A 19500-nucleotide genomic window follows, 5' to 3' on the forward strand; every position below is an offset into this window, starting at 1 on the left:
CCTCAAACTGGGCGGATGCCAGCTCAAGCCCCTCCACGTCTGCCAACTTCTTCGTCAGAAGAGCTCGCCACGACGCGGGCGGTTCGGATTCAAATTCGACGATCACCGCGGTATCACCGCACTCCAGCGGCATGATTTCGACGCGAAGGGCGTGGGGCGACGCTGCCGGCAAATCGGGGGCGGATCGGGCCATAGTGGGAGTGTCCAGGCGGGAGGGGGTGGGGATTGAGTATCCAGCCCTCGCGGCAAAACCGCGTCAAGGCGCGACGGCGCCCTCGCCTTCCCGTGATTGCCGTCATCACAGGGATGCACCAGCGCTTTACTCCCCGTCCTGCATGATTCCTCGAATTTTTGATCAACCAGGTTTGCTATGACTGCCTCTCGTACCCTCGCATCCTTCTTGTAGAGCACGACGTCGCCATCCGCGAATCGATGCAGGACGTTCTCAAAGACAGCGGCTATGACATCACTGCGGTCGGAGACGCTGAAGCGGCTGTGGAGCGCTTGGCACAGCAACCCGCCTTCGATCTCCTCATCTCCGACGTGGGCCTGCCGGGGATGAACGGGCACGATCTCGCCAAGCACGCCATGGCACGCCACCCTTCCGTGACGGTCCTGCTGGTCACCGGTCACGGGGGCGTTTCCGGCGCAGACCCACACTTCCTCGAAAACGACGTTATGCTGCTCAAGAAGCTTTCACGCTGCTGGAGTTGCTGGGAACGGTTCGTTCGACGCTTTGACGGCTTCCAGCAACAACTCGGTCACTCTTCTTTCCAACTCCCCCGCGGCGAACGGCTTGGTGAGTATCTCCATGCCAGACTCAAGCTGGCCGGCTCCTACCGCGACGCTTGCTGCATAGCCGGTGATGAATAACACCGGCGTGTCGGACGGCGCTGCCGGCCCGCGTCCGCCACCTGCCGCCCATTGAGCGAGCCCGTCAGGCCCACGTCCGTAATCAGCAAATCAAAGTGCTTTTCGCTGGCATGCACAGTGAGGGCGTCGCTGCCGTTTGCAGCCGCCTTCACGCGGTGGCCCAAACTGCTCAGCACCTCTTTCACCAGCGTGCGCATGGCGGTCTCGTCTTCTACCAGAAGGACCGAGCGACCAGGCGACGTGGCTGGGGGAAGCGCGGGCGTTTCCTGGATTCGGTCATCGGTATCAGCCGTGCTTTGCGGCAAATAAAGGTGCATCGTGGTTCCCACCCCAGGGATGGAGTCAACCGCCACCTGACCGCCGGATTGGCGCGTGAATACGTAGATCGGCAAGCCCCACCCCGTGCCCTACCCGATCGGCTTGGTCGTGAAGAAGGGCTCGAACACCTTTTCAACAACGCTCGCGTCCATGCCGGTTCCCGTGTCTCGGACCGACAAGCGAACATAGGGTCCAGGCGTCAGCACCAAACGCTCCGCCAGTCCGCCATCGACGTGTGAGAGCTCGGCCTCAATCGAGATGCGCCCTCCATCCGGCGTCGCATCGCGCTCGTTGATGCACAGGTTGAGAAGGGCGTTTTCCAGCTGCGGAGCATCCACCCGCACGACGTCCTCCACTTGATCCGACCGCGTCTCGATCTCAATGGAGGGCCCGATGGAGCGGGCCAGGATGTGGAGCGTCCTGTTCACCATGGCCGACACGTGGATGGCCGACGGTGCCAACGTCCGCCGGCGAAAGAACGCCAACAGTCGTTGGGTTAACGCTGCAGCTCGGTCGGCCCCCGTTCGAGCCATCTCCACGTAGCGACCCAGGTCCTCCAAACGGCCTTGGCCAACGCGCATCTCCAACAGCTCCAAGCCCATGGAGACCCCGGTGAGCATGTTGTTGAAGTCGTGGGCAATGCCGCTGGCCAGTTGGCCGGGGGACTCCATCTTCTGGCCCTGTCTCAGCCGTTCCTCCATCGCCATCAGTTCGTCAGTGCCGGCCTGCACCCGCTCTTCAAGCGTTGCGGTCAACTGCTGCAAACGCTCTTGAGCCACGCGGCGATCGGTGATGCCGGAGGCTGCACCGAACCACTCGCTCACGTTGCCTTCGCTGTCCATCAACGGGACTGCCCGCAACTGTATCCAGCGGACGGAGCCGTCTGGCAACAAGGCGCGGTGTTCTACCTCCAACGGCGACGCCAACTCCGGGGCATGAGCAATGGCCAATTCCACCGCGGGCCTGTCCTCGGGGTGGATCAGCTGTTGACGCCAGTTGCCCCCAGTGGCCTTGAGCTCGGCCATGTCCCCTTGGCGATAAATCTGCTCCTGCTGCCAATCGGGGGAGATTGAGTAACGCGACTGGGTGGCCGCGGCCACCAGTGCCCCCAGGGGCCGCTCGCTTGCGCCTAGGATTGGCACAATTGGCGCAATGGAAGCGTGCTGGCCTTGCGTTGAGCCTTTCCATCAACCTCTCCGCTCGGAATGTCGCGCGGCAAGGAATGGCCGATGAACTCGTGGCCAAAATCCACGCGCAGGGGTTGGATTGCCAGGACGTGGAGGTCGAGATCACCGAGGGAGAATGGCTGCGGGTCAACTCGCTGCCGGGCGAGCAACTCAAGCGGATGGCCTCGTCAGGCATTCGGCTCGCGGTGGATGACTTCGGCAGCGGCTACAGCAATTTCGGATACCTGACCGAGTTGCCCATTCACACGCTCAAGCTCGACAAGTCGCTGATAGACGATATTTCCGAAGACCAACGCGCGTTGCTCAAGGTCCAAGCGATCGTCGGTCTGGCCCATGATCTGGGCTACTCGACCGTCGCTGAAGGAGCCGAGACGAACGGTCAGGTCGCCAAGCTCCAAGGCCTTGGGTGTGACGAAATTCAAGGTTTCGCGCTTTCCAGACCCATCAGCGCCATTGAGTTGGCCGAGCTCCTTGCGCCCTGACCCGAGGGAGTTTGATACTCGGTCTTCCAGCCGACGAACCGTCCCGGATGGAAGCACGCGGAAGGATCCTGCAGCGTGCGTATCGCTTTCAGGAAGTCTGCGAGATCGCTGAGGCCGCTGACTGCCTCTGGCCTATTTCAGGACCCTACCCGTGGCTAAACCGGTTTTTTTTTGCTTCGCTTTGTCAATGGAGAACTGACCTCCGACGGCGCTCTGGCGCGTCTGCATGCTGTTGAGGCCACTTGTAGCAGCTGTGGTCTCACCTCGCTGCTAGCACCGGGCGAGGGCCTGACGGACTTGGAAGGCGCCGGTGTGATGGTGTGCCCACACTGCCAGAACCACCAAGCGGTGAGCCGGATGAGGTTGGAAGAGTTCATGAAGCGAATGGCCGGCACGAACGCTACAGCCACCGCTAACCCATCGTCTTCGGACGACGGGCAGGTCTTGTCAGAGTGAGGCCCTTGGCCTGCCAATCTGAACGCCTCGGATTTCCTAGGGCATGAATTGCCACGGTGGACACATTAAGGGCATGATGCGATCGCCCTTTGGTCTTTGCCCACAGAAACCATGACCGTTCCCCTGCCTTATGATCCATTTCTGCAGGCCTCATCAGAGCCATTGCTGGAGCTGGTGATTGTGCGTGTGGGCTGCGATTTGTTCGGTGTGGATGTCGAGTCGGCCGTGGAAATACGCGGACCAGAGACGCTGACCCGAACCCGGGACCGCCAGTTTGTAGTCTCGATCAGAGGGCAAGACGTCCCTGTGGTTGATCTGGGCTTGATCACCGGAGGCGATGCAGTCGGGACGGGTTGTCCAGCAATGCTGTTGGTTCAATCCGCGGTTCAGCTGTTCGCCCTTGCAGTGGACGAAGTCTTGGTCATCGAGAGCCTGTCTGCCTGGCGTGCCGAGCCTGCCGCTCACAGCGACCGATTCGCTGAGCTCTGCCCGCAGGGCGTGCAGCTGGGGAACGGCAAACGCGTCGCCGTCATTGACCCTGGTCGTGCCCTATCCATTCAGCAACGGCTGGAGATCGATTCAGGTTGATTGCCCAATGCTGCACGGTGCTGCCGCTTTCAGTTGCAACCGATTCGCGCGCGTTCCAAGTTCCACGCTTTGCGGTAATCTCTGGCTGACAACGCGATTCCGTGCATGGGGCGCTCGATGGAGAAATTCGACGGAGCAACGTGGTTCCCACTGGACAGGTTTGAAGTCGGCATTGACGCCGAAACAGCAGTGGTTGCACTCGGGCTTTACCAAGTTCGCAACGCGGCCGGTGACTCGACCATGTGCGGCTCGACGATGACTCCGACGCAAGCGGAGCGAATTGGCAATGCCCTTCTGATCGCCGCCAACCGTGCTCGCCTGACGATCCCGGGCTCAAGCAGCAGCCACTGATCCTCTTCTGTGTTGATGTGCCTGCTCGCGGAGGGCTTGGTGAACGACGAGGTCAGGGACGCATTTTTGCGTCTTCAAGAAGCAATGAATCGCATGCATATACGTGTTGCGGCGCTGGAAGCCGCCACAGTGCTCCTGCTTCGCACGAACGCCGGCAACGCCAACGTCGCAGACGAGTTTGAGCGCAGCATTCGGCACTACCTCCAAGGGATGGACCAGCACCGGGACCATGTCTTCGCGTTCGAGGAGATCGTCGAGCCATGGCTGGGCATCCTGAGGGAACCATTGGCTGGCATTCCCCCGTCTCCGAGCCGCTGAACTGCCAAAGCGGAGCGGCCATCGGGCGGCCGTAACCTCGGCCAATGCCATTGCCGCCTCGCCGCCTCACGGCGCAAGGCGCCGAGCTTTCGGCGCGCTTGCGGGTCTGAGGCCGCCATCCAGGCGGCCTCACCCACGGTGACTTCAGCGGCAACTTCGGTCAACCATGCCCTGCGAGCGACCATGCGTTCGCACTGGCCTTGGAAGGGCGGTTAGAACTCCTGCCAGTGCGCTGCGTCCGCAGATACCTGCCGTGCGGGACGAGCTGGCAATGCCTTCGGCGGGGTTGGCTTGCCCGCGTAGGCGGTTTGAGAAAGGCGGGAGCCGTCCACAGCACCTGGCTTGGCCAAGCTTGCACTGGCCGTGGCTGGCGTCTTTCCCTGCGCGCGTTCATTCACCTTGAAGACCGCGCCGGCGGTTGCCAGCTGTACCGACTGGTCTTCCATGGATCGGGCAGCGGCGGTCGCTTCTTCCACCAACGCGGCGTTCTGCTGGGTCGTTTCGTCCATCTGAGAAACAGCCTGGTTCACTTGCTCGATGCCCGACGCCTGCTCCTGAGAGGCGGCAGATATCTCACCAATGACGTTGGACACGCGCTCAACCGAGCTGACAATCTCAGACATCGTCTGGCCAGCCTGGTCAACCAGCGCCGATCCTTGAGCGACCTTGGCCACAGAGTCCTCGATTAGCCCCTTGATCTCCTTGGCTGCAGAGGCAGAGCACTGTGCCAACGTGCGCACCTCGGAGGCCACCACGGCGAACCCTCGACCCTGGTCCCCGGCTCGAGCCGCCTCCACGGCCGCATTGAGTGCGAGGATGTTGGTCTGGAAAGCAATGCCATCGATCACGGAGATGATGTCCCCGATGCGGCGCGACGAGGCTTCGATACCCCCCATCGTCTCCACTACTTTCCCGACCACTCCACCGCCCTGCCCGGCCACGCGCGAGGCCCCACTGGCCAACTCGCTGGCCTGGCGTGCATGCTCAGCGTTTTGGTGCACGGTGGAGGTAAGCTCCTCCATGGACGCCGCCGTCTCTTCCAAGTTGGCCGCTTGTTGTTCGGTGCGTCGCGACAAGTCGCCATTGCCCGCGGCAATTTCCGTCGACGCGGTATTGATTGCCGTGGATGCCTGCTGGATGCGGGAGACGATATCGGTCAGCTGAGCCACGGTCGCGTTAGCGTCTTCGCTCATCGTCGCAAAGACGCCGCGGAAGTCGCCTTCCATGCGGTGGGTCAAGTCGCCAGAGGCAATGGCCTGAAGCAAGGTGGAGACGGCGCTGAGGCTGTGGTCAGCTGTCTCCATCAGACGGTTGAGGTCCGAAACCATCAATTCAAAGTCGTGCTGGAACGCAGACGTGTTACCGCGGGCGGAGAAGTCGCCGTCGGCAGCCGACACTGCCAACCGCTTGATCTCCGTGTTGATCGCCAGCAGACTTGCTTTGGCAGCGTCCATCGATTCGTGGAGCACGCCCGGGAGCCGGGCAGGCGTCGCGCGTCACGCCGCAGGTCACCGGCCGCATACTCGTTGAGCACTTGGATGGCATCCAGGATGGCCTCAAGGTGCTCGAACACCATTGTGTTCATGCCCTTGGCCAGCTCGCCGTAGACACCGGGCAGGTCCTCCGGAATCCGGTGCGAGATGTCTTCGGCCTCGTGAAGCTTGACCATGACCTTGGTGTCGTTCGAAAAACGCTCCAAGGTGGCAACCATTTGACGGAGGGAGAGCAGCATCTGGCCCGCCTCATCGCGGCTCTGGTAGTCGGTTCGCACGTTGAGGTCGCCATTGGCCACGCTGCGGATAGCGGGCAACGCCTCACCAATGGGCCGGGTGACCGAACGGCTGATCGCCCACCCCAGCACGCTTGCGACCAAGTACAGCACCGCCAAGACCAAGCCTGTGATCGACATCAGGTTGTTGAGGCTTGCTGCGTTGGTTGCGAGTTCAGCCTTCATGCCGCGAAGGCTGTATTCGCTGACTTTATCCATGGCGTCGAATAGCGCCACGCGCTTTGCCCTGGATTCTGTCACCGAGATCGTCTGCGCGGCCTCGGCATCGCCAGCGAGGAGCGCAGCGTGAAGCTGATCGTGGATGACAAAGTAATCGCTCAACGCAGCGCTGACCGGCTTGAACAACGCGGCATCTTCGCCATCGGCGAAGGACCGCAGGTATTGCTTCACCAGCTCGTTGATCTTGGCCTTGCCCGCCACGATCCGCTGTTCGTATTGCTTGACGGCCTCAGCGGAAGTGGCTTCGCTGACCTGGGAGGTTTCGTAGATGCGGAGATCGCCGAACTGCGCACGCATCTCTCCGATGGCATAGCTGCCAGGCGCCCAGACGGACTCAATCCTGGACAACTCCTGCTTCGAATGTGACGCGCGGACAATAGTGAAGATGCCCAACGCCAAGGTCATGCTGGTCGTTATGGCGAATGCCAGCATCAGTTTTTTGGAGATGCTTCCGACGTGGCTTCGTCGGCGCACAGGAAGAACACGGCGTCGCCGTGGCTTGAAGCACTCAACGCGCTATGAATGGAGATAAGCGCGGCGAAAGGAGACCTGACGAAGGCCTCCTGGTAACTGTGGCCTTTGATCTCGCTCGCCGTGGCCAACAGCGCGCGCTTGGCCTGCTCCGCTCGATCAGAAAGCGGCCGATTGCTGGAGTCGGGAAATCCAATGGCGAACGACGTATTCAGGAGCCAGTTCTTGAACGCTGTCTGCAGGACAACGATCTGGTCGCCGTCTTGAAAGTGACGGTGCTGAACGACAGTGCTTCTGATCATGCAAGTAGCGCGCATTGATGGGCAGCAGCGACGTTCGCTTCCAGCGTATCCACTGTAAAGAGGAAGGCTTGCGGTCCAATGCACTCCAAAGGGCGGATGCATGTTGCCAGTCAGCTAGCGCACGTGCGCGCCTGCCGGTTCGCCTCTGCAATCTTTGCCAAGCGCCTCGATCCAGGAATCGATCTGTTTGACGCCGTAGGGCTTGGACAAAACACCCCGATCCCGGTGCCGGCTGATCACATCGTTCGGATGAAGCGTGGAGGTAAAGAAGAAAGCGATGCCATCGCGCCGAAGTTCGTCTGCCAACTTGTATGCACTGCGCCGGGCGTCAGGGCTGGCGGGCACATCCAGAATGACGACGTCGACGTGCCCCGCTTGCGCTGCGCGCAAGGCTCCTGAGCTGAATTCCAAGCATTCGACGTCATAGCCGAGCTCTCTTAGTTCGACTCCAACCAACTCACAGATGGAGGTTTCAATGTCCACGAAGAGAACGTTCATGTGGATTGCCGTTCCACAAGGTCGGGTCAAATTTTCCACACGGTCAGCAGCTGGTTCAAGCTAGTTGGGACGACTTCTGCTTTCGGCAAAGCGCACAAGGAGATCCATCGCCGTTGAATTCATTGCGTCCGCATCGCCCCGCTGAGAGAAGCTGGCCCAGTCTGCCATCGCGATGCTCTGCAGCTGGCCCTCCTTGGCCAAAAACAGCCGCATAGGCCACCGCGGCAGCCGACGTTGCGAGACACGCCCGCGTGCCAACTCGATGAAGTTCAGGTGGCTGCGCACTTCGGATGCCCTGGCGTAGGCAACGCGAAGGCCATCCGGTGGACCCTCCAGGTAGGACAGGAACCGGGCCCCGTCGCACAAGGTCACCCCGGTCACGCCGGCCTGTCTGTTGAACCGCTCCGCGTCGGCTATCAACTCAACCAGCCGCCCAAGGCTAAGGTAGGGGCTGGCCTCACTCACAAAAACCACCGCACGGTTTGGCATGACACGCTCCTAAGATTGCTTCAGACCCAACAACCTGACGGGTCGGGAAGAGCAGCAAGTGCTACACGGCAACCTTTGATTTTGCCTTCCAGGCGCCTGTTTCCAGATCCTTCCGCAGCACCCAGTCCTTCGCCGGAATCTTTGCCCCACGGGCGGTCAGGTAGTCCGGCATGAATAGCATGATCTCCCCCCCTTGAATCAGACAGCTGGTCGAGAGGACCACGCCGTCACTGAGCTCGACCAAGCAGGTGGTTCTCTCGCCCAGTTCAGCCTGCTCGCCTGTCAGGGACGCGGTGGCCCCTGGGTAGATGTGGCTGTGAGTAAATTCCAACCGCATGGCATGCCCCTGTCGAATGCCTCAAATTCATGACTCCCCTGCTTCCACTGTGCAACGTGAATCGGGCGGCCTACAGAGGAAATCCGTTACCCATCACTGCGGAACGTCATCGAGACGATTGCCGACCAATGCGGCAAGCCGCTCCATCCCCGTTTCTGGGATGAATTTCCCTCCGAAGCGTTGGGAGAAATTCACCCAGTTCGACCTCATCAGTGCTTTGAGCTCGGCTTCTGAAATCCGCAGGAAGAGCAATGCATGCGCAGGGAACCGCAACTGCTGGATGGATCCCCGCGCCAGCTCAACGATTTCGGTATGCAGGGTGAAGGACTGGGTGTAAACGGAGCTCGCAGCCACCGCACTCGCTGTGCCTTCCAAATACGTTAAAAACCTGCTGCCGTCGAAGCATACAACTGCACGCGAGCCGCACTTGGCATTGAACTCTCGGCCTGCACGCATGACTTCGGGCAAGCGCTCCTCACCGATCTCTTCCACAGCCGCGCTTACGAACACCACCGCACACTTAGACATTACGGGCTACCTTTCACTCGGCACCAGTGCAAGCCGGCCAACGTGGATCAGCTGTGTACAAAACGCAGGCCAGCTTGAATTTCAGTTTTCAGTTGCGCTATTCCTGAACCTTTAAGAGTGCACCATGGCTAGCCCCGTCCCCGACTCAAGTTGGCTGCAAGAGCGATGACCTCGCTAGGGATCACGGCCCCGAGGTGCGCGAGAACCGCGGCTTGGACGACCTCTGTGTTGCAGAGGAAGAATATCCCGTCTCGCGGCCCAGCCGACGTCAGAGACCGGTTGACACTGATCACCGAAGCTGGCACATCGCTCACGAACACTTCGTGAAACTTCGACCCCGCAAAGCGCGCTTGGAGGGCTCTCCGACTTGCTTTCGTGTCCTGCCGTAGCTCCACACCGTATTTTCCAGACAATCCGATGCCACTGGCGGTAAATACGTAATGATTTTTAAACGAGGTCAACCACACCAGAATCGGTCCGCCCTCGGCGAGAACGCGCCTGTGAGCAAGCTTGCTACGTATCATCGGGCTGCTCGTTGTTGGCCTGATTGATCGATTCGTCCCTCTTGTGGCTCCGTGGGCGGCGCGAATTGCGAGCTACGAACGATGGACAGGATCAGTATCCGACAGCGGCAGCGGTGAGAGCAACGCCTGCGCGCCGCCCGTCATTCTGGCCGTCCGGGTAGATGGGCTCCACGCACCACAAACGGCCGATCTGTAAGCGAAACAAACCGAGCGGGCTGTGTAGGGCTTAAATCCTTTGGCGGCCCGACAGGCTCAGCCGAAGCGATCATTGCTCCGCCGATTCAGACCCCCGGTGCACGCGAGACAGACGCCAGCCACCGTGCGACTTGAAATAGCCGGTGTCGCCCGTCAACGAATAGCGGACTCCGGCCCAAATCGATGTCGCTACGGAGCTGTGCCAAGCGCGAGCCTTCTGGTAGGCGTAGTGAAACGAACGCATCATCTCGCTCTCCTGCGGCGCAACCATTCCCGGCAGGACGGCGCCTTGAAGAGCGCGATTACAAGCTGGAGCAGCGCCAGACCAGTTGCGGAAGCCAAGATAACCATAGCAAGAGACAAAAGTAGTTCCATGATGGGGTCCTACAGTCCCACGGGTTGGCAGCAAGTCATAGCGCCCGGGCCATTGGCGCTCAGCGGCCCCCTGTCCGCTTGGGGGTGAAGATCGCCGCAACCGCGTGACATCGGCGTGAAAGTCATCTGCCGATCGTTTGCCTATGAATCCACCCAAAGGTACCCCTGCATCGGCGCTCTACCCCAGCCAAGTCGAGTTGATTGAACGGTTCAGGCAATGTGCCTATTTCCATCAGTTAGCCTTGCCAATCTTTCGGAAGAATCATCCGACACTGGCCGCTACGTTACCGATGGGTCAACTCCCGCACGTTGACCGTTCGACACAGTTTCCCCGCCGCTTCTAAAATCAACCGAGTAGATGCGGCGCTGGTGCGCAATCGATCGCGGATGAGGCGCCAAGAAAAAGCCTCCGGCGGACATCTACGCCCGATCAGCTTTAGCCGCTGAGGCCAATGGCAGGCAGCAGCTAGCTTCAATTCCCTCTGCCGCACCACACCCTCACCCATCAGTTTCGATATCAAGACTTAGGCCTTTACCGCTGCATCCTGATTTGATCGCATGCAGGACCAGATGCAACAGCAAGCCAGACGAACCAAGGCCCTTCGCGTGTGACCGCGGTGATCTGCGCTTGAATGGGGATTCTCGCCCCCGTCCCCCGTTGCCGGGTGAGATGGCCTCGACGGCACACCCACGGTAACCAAAGCTCTTCGGGCCACCATCAGGGGCCCATGGGCATCCGGTGTCAGACTTCTTCCCGGAACACGTCGAATTTCTCGGCCAGCCACTGCTCCACGGTTTTCCCTTTGAGCTCTTGGGCCAAGTAGCTGGCGCACAACGAGCTGCCGTCCGAACGCAGGTTGGCCACCGTGTGCGCAGCCATGACTGCAGCCCCAAACAGGTGCCCCTGGGTGCGCCCGTTTTCCTCCCACCCTTTGGGCAGCGATTCAATGGCCGCCAAGGCTTCTTGCCCTGACAGGTATTGGATGCAAGTCAGGTAGGACCATTGGAGGCCCACTTCCTCGCGCAAGCGCCTGCCGGCGGCCTTCTCGTCCAATCGGCCCTCGGCACTGTCCAGCAGCACGTGGGCGGCCGCGATGGCTTTGCCTTGCGGCGAGAGCCGGCTCTTCTTCTTGGGGCACAGGCCGCGCATGATCAGGCCTTCTTGCCGGCCTTCTTGGCGACGGCTTTCTTCGCAAGTTTCTTGACGGCCTTCTGGGCGGCCTTCTTCACCGGCTTGCCCGCCTTCTTGACCACCTTGCCCGGTGCCTTCTTCGATGCGCCATGGGCCGGGGGAACTTCGCTCCGGGGTTGGCCTGAGCCCACGCCTTGCCCTCGGCGGACTTGGCCCACGCGGTGAAGGCCTTGGGGGCCAAATCCCGACCTGCCCACGTCTCACCGGTTGGGAGGCGATACTTCGGCGCGACCTTGCCCAGCTTGCGGCCCTTTCGGGGTCCCGGGGCAGCATTGGCGGCGTGCGCCGGCTTGGCGTCGATCGTTTCTCCGATGAGCTTGGCCACCTGCCGCCGCTGGGCCGGACTGAGGACCTTCGCATACTTCTGCAGGACCGCCAGGGCTTTGGGCACCTCGCCGTCGCGCTTCTCCACCAGTTTCTTCTGGGCTTAGAGCTGTTTGATTTCGGCGTTGAGGGATTTCAGGGTGGTCAGGGCCAAAGGAGCGCTCCGGTAGGGAATCCAACGGTTATAGCCCATCGTTCCTAGCATGGCCACCCGAACGGGCCCCATCTTGACACCCACCACCCTGGGGCGCGATAACTCCCTTGCCGCGAGGGGAAATGCCCCCGGCGTATTGCCTGCTTAGCTCAAGGCAACAGGTTCCCGATTCGATCGCACAAGCGACGACGGGATGGTTTTTCCTGTTTTTTGAGATCTAAGCATGCCCAAACTCCAACGGTTGAGAACCGAGGCTTTCCTCGCCCAGAAGGGCCGGTGCTGCTATTGCAGCCTGCCGATGTGGAACGCCTCTCCCGATGAACTAAGGCCGTTCGGCCTGAGCGCCAAAACGGCCACGCCGCTCCGTTGCACCGCTGAGCACCTGGTGGCCCAGCAAGAGGGCGGCAAGGACGTGGTAGGCAACATCGCTGCCGCCTGCTGGCTCTGCAACATGCGCCGGCACAAACGCAAGTCGCCGCCCTCCCCCGAGGCTTACCGCGCGTTCGTGCAGAAACGCTTGGCGAAGGGCAAGTGGCACCCGCCGAGCGTGGCCAAGTTGCGCCTCAAAACGCGTGGAACGCAACCACCCGACGGATGAGTTCCGCCACGCTCACGTGCTGCCGCTGCGCCTCGCGGCGGACGCGGTCGGCCAGGTCTCGGGAAGCCCGGATAGGCGGCAAGCGGTCGTCCCTGGGGCCGGCAACGGGAGAGCGCAGCAGTTGGGGGCGCGCCAGGTAGGCGGTGAGCCATTGGCGCACGGCTTCGCTCTCGCTCACCCGGCTGCTCTAGCGCGTGCGGCCAATGCCTGGCGCAAGGTTGAAGAAAGGGACACTTTCGGCAGCACGGCCGTCAAGGGAGGCTTGGACGTCAGCGTCACAGCCTCTGCCTCAGTCGGCCCACGGGGGCTGGGCGGAAGAAGCGCTCCAATCGTTTGGTCTCCAGCAACGCTTCCATGAAGGCCCCCATGGCGTGGGTATAAGCGTCCTCGCTGGCCGCCAACCGCAAGCTCAGCGCAAGCCGTTCCCACTTTCCGTTCGGTGCGCATGCGATGGCGAACAACCAGTGGTGCGTCCAGTCATCCTCCAACCGATCGGATGCAACGAAGAGCACCCGGTGATCACGCTGGAACGGCAGGAACGACAGCGCCTGGTCAACCGCATGGCGGTGGGCAGCCTGTAGCCGTGCCCTCTCCTCGCCGTCGGTGTCCAGTAACGCCGCGAACCCTTTGGGCAGGCGCAACGAAACGCGGTAGCCCGCCGCCCGGGCGTGGTGGCCCTCGCCTTCGCACAACCGCTGCTGCCCATCGAAATCCTGGCCCATAGCGAAGCGCCGCATGGCCTCCTCGGTCACTGGCCCACCGGGCTTCAACTGGGTCAACCACGCACCACCCCAGCGCAACGCGGCCAAGGGCGCCTCCAGCAGTTCTGCGAAGGCGAACCCATCGGCGAACACGTCCTCCCGGCAGAGGCAGGTGAGTTGCAGGTTCATGGGATCACCCTCATAGCCGTGCCCTACTATTAGGAACGGCTTTCGTTGCGCCAGGGAGAGTCGCATCCAAACGCAGGGCCTCTTGTTCCGTTTCCCATCTGCATAGGCGATCGCGTATTTCCGGACGTTGCTGTTCGAGCCACGCATCGGGACGTGGCTCTGCATTGACAAACTGCAACCAAGCCTTCGAACGCGGATTGGCCCCTGCCTGCAACAACAGGTCGAGCAGCTCCACGTTGCCCGCCAGATAGGCGAAATAGATAGGTGACCGCCTTATCTCGCCACAGTCGTAATCCGCGTCCGGATCTGCGCCAGCTTCGAGCAGCACGCGACAAACCTCGAGCCACCTTCGCCCATTTTCTTCCCATGGACTGTCCTGCATAACAGCAAGAATAAGTGGCGTTTTTCCATCTTTTCGCTCCCGAGCGTTCACATCAGCGCCATCTGCAATCAACTGCTCAAGCTCCCTCAGCTGGAACCCTCCTTCGCGGTCGAATAGCTGAAAGATGGGTGGCATCCGGCGATGCCTTCTCCATTTACCCATGCGTTTCTCAATGACATAGCGGGGGATCAGGATTGGAGACAGCAGCGTCAATACAAGGAACTCCACGCGAACCTTCCAGATCGGCTCTTGAAATAGATTTGGTGGGTTACGCAAATCCTTTAACCATCCCCGCACACCCTTTTTTATACTTGCCACGAAATTCATGTCAGCCCCCATGGAATACATTTGTATCCCTTCAGATCCATGCAAGCAGAAAGGGACATCCTGTCCAGAGGGCTTTACTGACTAAAGCGGAAAAACGCTGGGGTTGCACGACAGTTTGCCAAACTGTCACCCTCCCCTTGCGCGTTTCCGCTACAGCGGAAAATCAGTGGGTCAGGAGGACGCATGGCCAACACCGACTTACTCGCTGCAATTCAACAGCGCAACCCCGCCCAGGTGGCCCTGGCGATCGGGCGCGGGGCCCAACCCAACGCGCAAGGCCTCAGTCAGGCGCTCCCAGGTTCCGTCGGGGGCGCAGGCGGTGGCGAACAGCCAGTGATGCGTCCAGTCGCCCCCCAAGCGATCGGACGCGACAAACAGCACCTGGTGATCCCGTTGGCATGCCAGCGACAACAACGCACGTCCAACGGCTCGAAGGTGGGCGAACCGCAGCAGGTCGCGTTGTTCCGCGTCAGCCATCGCCAACTCATCGATAAATCCCTCCGGCAGGCGAAACCCCACCCGGTAGCCCGCTGCACTTTCGTAATGAGCGGCGCCCTCCCACAATTGCTGAATCCCATCGAAGTCCTGGCCCAACGCGAAGCGCCGCATGGCTTGCTCGGTCACCTGTCCGCGCAACTTCAACACAGACAGGCACGAACCGCCCCAGCGAAGCCTGTCCAAAGGTGTCCCCAACAGCGCACTGAAAGAAATGCCGTGGGCGATGATGTCCTGGCGACAGAGGCACGAGAGATCAATCACCAGAGGCCTTCCTTCTTGCACGCCTCAGGGTATTGGCTGGAATGGCTGCAAGGACGTTCCAGAATGTTCTTCGAAAACTCATAAGCGCCAAGCGCGTAGTCGGCCTCCCAATCCACCAACTCCTTGTTGTCGCCTTTCAGGCAAACCGCCCATTGGTAGCGCTTAACCTCATCCTCTCCCCTCTGGAAGAGCTTGTAAGCCTCTATCTTCTCAGTGCCCGGCACGTTCATCCGGTAGAGCACCTTAAAATTGTCGGCTGCCGCCACACGCGCCTCGTTCAGCCTGCAAGTCAGCCCATCTTTTTCCCACGTTCCATCGGAGCATTCTTTGGGAACGCCCTCGTCGGCCACGGCAATGATCTCGGCAGCCATGGGCATCGCCTCCTCGATCGCCTGCGCCCTCTTGGTTACCGCATCCTTCTTTTCCAGCTTCTCCGTCAAAACGGCGATGGTGAAGAGGACGCAAAAAAGCGCCGACATCCCCAGGGTGAACTTACCAACCTCGCTCAGGATGTCCCACGCCCGGTCCCAACCCTTCATGCACCCTCCTTTCTGGAATACGTTTGTATTCCTTCTCCCCCATGCAAACAGAGAGCGGCGCGGTGTCCAGGGCTTCGGGACGGCTAAACTCAGAATGTGCGGCCTCTGGCCGACAGATTCAGAAGCCCGCATCCTCCACCGACCTTGAAGGCACCCATGCCCGTCTCTGATCCCCTCGCGTTCGACCTGCTGCGGGCGTTCGCGCAGTTGGAGTTTCGCCTCAAGAGCGACCCAGGCTTTCTTCGGGCCGGTCCCTACCGAATGGCCCAGGTGAACTGGCCTGCGGTGGATGAGGCGGTGTCACGGCTGGACGATCCACTCTTCTTCGATCGGGTGTCGGACAGCACGCGCGAGCAAATCCTCACACCTCCACGTGATCGCCCGATGGTCCAGGAGGTGGCGGTGATCAACGGCCTCAACCACGCTGTCTTCCAGCGCCTGCCCCTTCATCAATCCAATGCCCGCGCTTTGATCGAAGCGGCACGCCGCGTGCGCAACAACCTCTTCCACGGGGGCAAGGAGGAGCCGCATTTGGGCGATGATGACGAGTGGGCCGCCGCCGCACTGGACGTGGCCGAGTGCCCGCTTCACCTGCTGAACTATGGCACGCTTAGATCGGGGGTAGGCCCGTGGGGGAGATGGGACGCCCATGCTTTACCTGAAGACCGAATAGCTTGTCGCCGGCAGACACCGGCCGACCGGTAAGCTGCTGTGCGCGCGGCAGCAGATCCAAGAGCACGCATCATAGGATGATAAAGTCCGCCCCAGCTGGACAGCTGATCTGACATTGGAGTTGCAATGGACCTAGAAGTGATCGAAGCAGTGCTGCTGAAATGGGCTCGCCAAGAACCTATCATCGCGAAGATCCACTTGTTCGGGAGCCGGCTAAGAGGCGATCATCGCCCCGACAGCGACATTGACATCGCGGTGGAGCTTGATCTTTCAGCGGCACCAGGAGTCGACTTTAGCGATGGGTTCGCGACCTTCAGCCGATACTCCGAGCACTGGGAGGCCGAACTAGCGCAACGACTGCCCATCCCGGTTGACTTGGAGTTCTACCATGGCCCCGAGGAAACCCCGATCCTCCATGCGGGGCTCGAACGGTCGGGAAAGCTCATCTACGAAAAGTTTCGTTAGAACATCGCGCTCCGGAGCACCTAACGCCGCCGCCCCAGCCCCGACTTCCGCCCTGAGCCACGAGCGCTTCGATTCCACCATTTCACTATTTCGATGGAACCAAGCGCTCACCCGGGCTACTCAAAGAGACAACACCGGTTAAATGTCGTGCTGTTTGACAAAGCGAGATACCTTCTGCGCCTCAAGGTCTTTGTTCCAGGCCTTTGCAAAATCGTCTGGAACATCTAGGTTTGCCTCGTCGAACTTTACGGTAGCCGGCAATTCACGCCAGAACAGTTCAATAGACGCAGCAAAGTCATCGACGTGAACATCCGACACCTCCATGTCGGTGTCGTCGAACAAGTTCCATCCGTGAGAACTTGCTCGCAAGAACTCCGGGTAGCGCAGCTGGAGATCGTCCAATGACTTCCCCTCCCCGTGCTTGAACACATTGACGACCAACCGCATGGCATCAATGCGTGGGTAACAGGCGAGAGCAGAAAGGTCCAAGCCGATGGCTTCAAGCAACCTCTCCAGCTTCGCGCTATCCAGCTTCCAAAGAGCGCGCCGCGTGTTGTCGCCGATCACCAACTTGGGCCACCTAAACTCACGAACGAGGAAGCGTCGAAATGTCTTGTCCCAATGGTGATACATGCCAGCCACCACACTGAGGCGGGTTCGATCATGCATCTCACTTAGAAGCTGGTAGAACTCGACGCCGTGATCGCGCGCAGCGTCCGCTAGATCGCCAGGGTCGTGCCAGTCAGGGTCGAAGGACTGACCGCTGCGCTCCCAGTGCTCGGATTCCGCTTGATCGGCCTCCGCCTCAATGTTGGCGAACTGAGACAGAAGGCGGGTCTTGGCCTGCTCAACGTAGAACCGATGCTCCGAGACGCGGAGCTCCCGTTCGGAATCCACCAGCTGATAGGCGCTCCACTCGCGGCCGCTCATGCCGGCTGAACCGCAGGCGGGGCATCCAGCCATTCGATCAAGGATCGAATGCCATCTGCGTCCGAGCAGCAATCTTCCAGTGGCTCGCTCTCCAATCGGACTTGGAGAGATAGCCAGGCGTGTTCCGACTTCTCCGAAATCCCAAGGTGAGGCTCAATGGCACCAGCGCCCCACAACCAAAGGCCTTGAGCACGCAGTTTCTGTATTAAAGCAGCGATGTGGGGCTTTGCTTGGTCATCGGCCGCAAGCAACTCGAATGCCTTCGAAGCCGGCCCTTGAATCCCCTTGCAAGGCAACGCTCCGTCTAAAGTCACGACGCCCGCGCCTGCCATCCTCGCGAGAACGTTCTTGCACGCAGCAACATCGGGATCATCCGCCTGCAGGAAACCATGCTTTGTTGCTTGGCGGAAAGCGAAATCCAAGTCCACGATGGCACACGCAGGCAACCCTAGGGCAGACAAAACTTCCATTGACTTACGAGTATCCGAGACCCCACTCATCGCAACAATTGCCAACGATGACTGCCCCATGGTTTTGCCCGCCACCAACTGGAAGATGGATGGCAACAGCCGGAGTTCGGTCTTCCCTTCTGTGAGCACGACTTTGTCGGCAAACAATATCTGAGACGAATTTGTCAGGCTGAATAGCTGCTGGAGTTGATGCGTGGGATTGTCCACCAATTGTTCTACGACGGATTGCATGCGCGGACGGGCTTTGGTTCCCTCCGGATGCTTTTTCGTCATTAGCAGAGCGTTCTTCGCGTCCTTGGCCAAGATCATCTGAGCAGAGTGGGTTGAGAACACGACCTGATATCCAGCCTCTGACAACGCACGCAAGGCTTCACGCACCTGCTCCACTGCAAAGGGGTGCATGAAGAGTTCCGGCTCGTCCACCAGCAGTAGCGTTACTCCGCCCGCAGCCGCTGCTCCACGCTTGAGATCCGCCAGATGCCGGACCATGGCCATCTGGATGGCGCGCTGCGCGCCATGGCCGTATGACCCGAAGGCACGTCCACGCCCCTCCCCTTCGTAAACTTTGACAGTTCCCGCCTTAATGAGGTCATTGAAGACCGGCACTGGGAAATCCAGCTTGATGTGGATACCAGGAAAAAGATCCGAAATCTTACGATTGATTGAATCGTCGATGCGACCCAACTCTTTAAAACGATCCCCACCTTCTGCAGAGATCATTCCTAGGATGGCTGCCAAGTGCGGGGTCAAGGCCTCCTCGTGCTGCTCTTGGATAGCGGCAAGCATCGAGGCCAGCAGCTTGCCGATCGTGGTCGTCGTCTTGGCCTTACTGGCGTCCTCCTCAGCATTCTCCATTGCTCCGATGCGAATAGGATCTGGAAAGAGTGCTGAGATGGCGTTATCGATGCCCGTAGGGTTCGGCTCCCAGTCGCCTGTGTCGGGATTCATCACGGTCAGTTCGGTGTCGCCCCCAGGCACCTGCTGTTCGCGACGAACCATCAGCGCCCCGTCCCGAACGTGTCCTTCAATCTTCTTTCGGTGCTTTTGCTCCAGGACCGCCAGATCAGCCTCGGTGATCCCACGCAGTGTTCCCATCACTTGCACCGGCAGGGTCGGCTCGTGGAAATCTTCCACACCAAGCTTTGCCTTACGCACGAGCCATTGGAGCGCGGTAAGACAATTGCTCTTCCCGCAATTATTCAACCCAACCAGCGGTGTAAAGCTGGTCAGCTGCAAGCTTGTGGAAACACATGATCTAAAATTCAGAACATCCAAACTTGAGATGTAGACAGCCATTCCATTGCCCCCTGTTATCCTGATTACTTACCGATCGCTGCAGCTGATCGGTAAGGCTGCTGTTGTTTTCATCCCTCAACTGCGCGATGAGGCAGACGGCCCGCCCGTCGCTGCGCTCGGCCCACAACTGTCCGACCAGGCGCCCTCCCATTTTCCGGCCAGCCGTAGATCAGTCCCCGCCGTTGTAGTCCACCACCAGCAG

At 60.2% G+C, this 19500-nt stretch carries 23 protein-coding genes and 1 pseudogene; 8 read left to right on the forward strand and 16 right to left on the reverse strand.

Translation table 11 applies throughout. The features are described from left to right. Nucleotides 1–351: 351 nt before the first annotated feature. Nucleotides 352–873 (forward strand): response regulator, encoded by a 522-nt coding sequence (locus AB839_RS07950; protein ID WP_061478936.1) that lies wholly within the window; start codon nt 352–354, stop codon nt 871–873. Here AB839_RS07950 and AB839_RS21030 read toward each other — a convergent pair. Next, nucleotides 837–1265, reverse strand: a complete 429-nt coding sequence (locus AB839_RS21030; RefSeq protein WP_065427813.1) for a response regulator — start codon at nt 1263–1265, stop codon at nt 837–839. The genes AB839_RS07950 and AB839_RS21030 overlap by 37 nt on opposite strands. Nucleotides 1266–1280: 15 nt before the next feature. After that, complete coding sequence (locus tag AB839_RS07955; RefSeq protein WP_082783306.1) at nt 1281–2291, reverse strand: PAS domain-containing protein; 1011 nt, start codon at nt 2289–2291, stop codon at nt 1281–1283. 44 nt (nt 2292–2335) lie between these two features. On the opposite strand from AB839_RS07955, the gene AB839_RS07960 reads away from it, so the two are divergent. The 4 genes from AB839_RS07960 (at nt 2336) to AB839_RS07975 (ending at nt 4573) form a co-directional block, all read left to right on the forward strand. Beyond that, nucleotides 2336–2860, forward strand: a complete 525-nt coding sequence (locus AB839_RS07960) for an EAL domain-containing protein (protein ID WP_235649995.1) — start codon at nt 2336–2338, stop codon at nt 2858–2860. Nucleotides 2861–3427: 567 nt separating this feature from the next. Continuing rightward, on the forward strand, nt 3428–3904 hold the full coding sequence (locus tag AB839_RS07965) for a chemotaxis protein CheW (protein ID WP_046272126.1): 477 nt from the start codon (nt 3428–3430) through the stop codon (nt 3902–3904). Nucleotides 3905–4021: 117 nt separating this feature from the next. After that, nucleotides 4022–4255, forward strand: a complete 234-nt coding sequence (locus tag AB839_RS07970) for a hypothetical protein (protein WP_125892000.1) — start codon at nt 4022–4024, stop codon at nt 4253–4255. Between the two features lie 39 nt (nt 4256–4294). Continuing rightward, nucleotides 4295–4573 carry a hypothetical protein gene (locus AB839_RS07975; RefSeq protein ID WP_125892001.1) on the forward strand — a complete coding sequence of 93 codons (279 nt, stop codon included), beginning with the start codon at nt 4295–4297 and terminating at the stop codon, nt 4571–4573. A gap of 212 nt (nt 4574–4785) precedes the next feature. Here AB839_RS07975 and AB839_RS22025 read toward each other — a convergent pair. The 8 genes and pseudogenes from AB839_RS22025 to AB839_RS21880 form a co-directional block, all read right to left on the reverse strand. After that, a pseudogene (locus tag AB839_RS22025) lies at nt 4786–7013 on the reverse strand (methyl-accepting chemotaxis protein). After that, nucleotides 7013–7354, reverse strand: a complete 342-nt coding sequence (locus AB839_RS07985; RefSeq protein WP_125892003.1) for a hypothetical protein — start codon at nt 7352–7354, stop codon at nt 7013–7015. The pseudogene AB839_RS22025 and the gene AB839_RS07985 overlap by 1 nt, the downstream one beginning before the upstream one ends. Nucleotides 7355–7468: 114 nt before the next feature. Next, complete coding sequence (locus tag AB839_RS07990; protein WP_046429004.1) at nt 7469–7852, reverse strand: response regulator; 384 nt, start codon at nt 7850–7852, stop codon at nt 7469–7471. 60 nt (nt 7853–7912) lie between these two features. Further along, nucleotides 7913–8341, reverse strand: a complete 429-nt coding sequence (locus AB839_RS07995; protein ID WP_061478940.1) for a BLUF domain-containing protein — start codon at nt 8339–8341, stop codon at nt 7913–7915. 61 nt (nt 8342–8402) lie between these two features. Continuing rightward, nucleotides 8403–8678 carry a hypothetical protein gene (locus tag AB839_RS08000; protein WP_049452609.1) on the reverse strand — a complete coding sequence of 92 codons (276 nt, stop codon included), beginning with the start codon at nt 8676–8678 and terminating at the stop codon, nt 8403–8405. Nucleotides 8679–8771: 93 nt separating this feature from the next. Then, a complete protein-coding gene (locus AB839_RS08005; protein ID WP_006375649.1) occupies nt 8772–9206 on the reverse strand; it encodes a BLUF domain-containing protein in 435 nt (144 codons plus the stop codon). Nucleotides 9207–11042: 1836 nt separating this feature from the next. After that, the gene (locus AB839_RS08020) at nt 11043–11450 is read right to left on the reverse strand and encodes a hypothetical protein (protein ID WP_061478942.1); all 408 of its coding nucleotides are present in this window, start codon (nt 11448–11450) and stop codon (nt 11043–11045) included. Nucleotides 11451–11526: 76 nt separating this feature from the next. Next, the gene (locus AB839_RS21880) at nt 11527–11904 is read right to left on the reverse strand and encodes an H-NS family nucleoid-associated regulatory protein (protein WP_306765945.1); all 378 of its coding nucleotides are present in this window, start codon (nt 11902–11904) and stop codon (nt 11527–11529) included. Nucleotides 11905–12193: 289 nt separating this feature from the next. Here AB839_RS21880 and AB839_RS21040 point away from each other — a divergent pair, with 289 nt between their 5' ends. Then, nucleotides 12194–12568, forward strand: a complete 375-nt coding sequence (locus AB839_RS21040; RefSeq protein ID WP_082783308.1) for an HNH endonuclease — start codon at nt 12194–12196, stop codon at nt 12566–12568. A 275-nt stretch (nt 12569–12843) separates the two neighbouring features. Here AB839_RS21040 and AB839_RS08035 read toward each other — a convergent pair whose 3' ends face one another. From AB839_RS08035 to AB839_RS08045, 4 genes are all read right to left on the reverse strand, one after another. Next, nucleotides 12844–13458, reverse strand: a complete 615-nt coding sequence (locus AB839_RS08035) for a relaxase domain-containing protein (RefSeq protein ID WP_157805966.1) — start codon at nt 13456–13458, stop codon at nt 12844–12846. Between the two features lie 10 nt (nt 13459–13468). Then, nucleotides 13469–14167, reverse strand: a complete 699-nt coding sequence (locus AB839_RS21045; RefSeq protein WP_157805965.1) for an ankyrin repeat domain-containing protein — start codon at nt 14165–14167, stop codon at nt 13469–13471. Between the two features lie 198 nt (nt 14168–14365). Continuing rightward, on the reverse strand, nt 14366–14926 hold the full coding sequence (locus AB839_RS08040; protein WP_061478945.1) for a hypothetical protein: 561 nt from the start codon (nt 14924–14926) through the stop codon (nt 14366–14368). Beyond that, the gene (locus tag AB839_RS08045; protein ID WP_061478946.1) at nt 14923–15465 is read right to left on the reverse strand and encodes a hypothetical protein; all 543 of its coding nucleotides are present in this window, start codon (nt 15463–15465) and stop codon (nt 14923–14925) included. The genes AB839_RS08040 and AB839_RS08045 overlap by 4 nt, the downstream gene beginning before the upstream one ends. Before the next feature lie 156 nt (nt 15466–15621). On the opposite strand from AB839_RS08045, the gene AB839_RS08050 reads away from it, so the two are divergent. Together AB839_RS08050 and AB839_RS08055 are read left to right on the forward strand one after the other, a co-directional pair. Then, nucleotides 15622–16170, forward strand: coding sequence for a hypothetical protein (locus AB839_RS08050; RefSeq protein ID WP_061478947.1), 549 nt, complete (start codon nt 15622–15624; stop codon nt 16168–16170). Nucleotides 16171–16263: 93 nt separating this feature from the next. Next, complete coding sequence (locus tag AB839_RS08055; RefSeq protein WP_046272133.1) at nt 16264–16602, forward strand: nucleotidyltransferase domain-containing protein; 339 nt, start codon at nt 16264–16266, stop codon at nt 16600–16602. Between the two features lie 138 nt (nt 16603–16740). Here AB839_RS08055 and AB839_RS08060 read toward each other — a convergent pair whose 3' ends face one another. After that, complete coding sequence (locus tag AB839_RS08060) at nt 16741–17532, reverse strand: hypothetical protein (protein ID WP_046272134.1); 792 nt, start codon at nt 17530–17532, stop codon at nt 16741–16743. After that, nucleotides 17529–19298 (reverse strand): ATP-binding protein, encoded by a 1770-nt coding sequence (locus AB839_RS08065; RefSeq protein WP_082783310.1) that lies wholly within the window; start codon nt 19296–19298, stop codon nt 17529–17531. The genes AB839_RS08060 and AB839_RS08065 overlap by 4 nt, the downstream gene beginning before the upstream one ends. Nucleotides 19299–19500: the final 202 nt, after the last annotated feature.

The sequence above is a fragment of the Stenotrophomonas sp. DDT-1 genome (assembly GCF_001580555.1).
Classification (GTDB): Bacteria; Pseudomonadota; Gammaproteobacteria; order Xanthomonadales; family Xanthomonadaceae; genus Stenotrophomonas; species Stenotrophomonas sepilia.

Excerpts from the sequence above, each read along its gene's own strand:
- AB839_RS08065 (WP_082783310.1), bottom strand. The coding sequence starts at position 19,298 with ATGGCTGTCTACATCTCAAGTTTGGATGTTCTGAATTTTAGATCATGT.
- AB839_RS08035 (WP_157805966.1), bottom strand. The coding sequence starts at position 13,458 with ATGAACCTGCAACTCACCTGCCTCTGCCGGGAGGACGTGTTCGCCGAT.
- AB839_RS07965 (WP_046272126.1), top strand. The coding sequence starts at position 3,428 with ATGACCGTTCCCCTGCCTTATGATCCATTTCTGCAGGCCTCATCAGAG.
- AB839_RS07970 (WP_125892000.1), top strand. The coding sequence starts at position 4,022 with ATGGAGAAATTCGACGGAGCAACGTGGTTCCCACTGGACAGGTTTGAA.
- AB839_RS08055 (WP_046272133.1), top strand. The coding sequence starts at position 16,264 with ATGGACCTAGAAGTGATCGAAGCAGTGCTGCTGAAATGGGCTCGCCAA.
- AB839_RS08020 (WP_061478942.1), bottom strand. The coding sequence starts at position 11,450 with ATGCGCGGCCTGTGCCCCAAGAAGAAGAGCCGGCTCTCGCCGCAAGGC.
- AB839_RS08045 (WP_061478946.1), bottom strand. The coding sequence starts at position 15,465 with ATGAAGGGTTGGGACCGGGCGTGGGACATCCTGAGCGAGGTTGGTAAG.
- AB839_RS21045 (WP_157805965.1), bottom strand. The coding sequence starts at position 14,167 with ATGAATTTCGTGGCAAGTATAAAAAAGGGTGTGCGGGGATGGTTAAAG.
- AB839_RS08000 (WP_049452609.1), bottom strand. The coding sequence starts at position 8,678 with ATGCGGTTGGAATTTACTCACAGCCACATCTACCCAGGGGCCACCGCG.
- AB839_RS07990 (WP_046429004.1), bottom strand. The coding sequence starts at position 7,852 with ATGAACGTTCTCTTCGTGGACATTGAAACCTCCATCTGTGAGTTGGTT.
- AB839_RS21040 (WP_082783308.1), top strand. The coding sequence starts at position 12,194 with ATGCCCAAACTCCAACGGTTGAGAACCGAGGCTTTCCTCGCCCAGAAG.
- AB839_RS08005 (WP_006375649.1), bottom strand. The coding sequence starts at position 9,206 with ATGTCTAAGTGTGCGGTGGTGTTCGTAAGCGCGGCTGTGGAAGAGATC.
- AB839_RS08050 (WP_061478947.1), top strand. The coding sequence starts at position 15,622 with ATGCCCGTCTCTGATCCCCTCGCGTTCGACCTGCTGCGGGCGTTCGCG.
- AB839_RS07995 (WP_061478940.1), bottom strand. The coding sequence starts at position 8,341 with ATGCCAAACCGTGCGGTGGTTTTTGTGAGTGAGGCCAGCCCCTACCTT.
- AB839_RS07985 (WP_125892003.1), bottom strand. The coding sequence starts at position 7,354 with ATGATCAGAAGCACTGTCGTTCAGCACCGTCACTTTCAAGACGGCGAC.
- AB839_RS08060 (WP_046272134.1), bottom strand. The coding sequence starts at position 17,532 with ATGAGCGGCCGCGAGTGGAGCGCCTATCAGCTGGTGGATTCCGAACGG.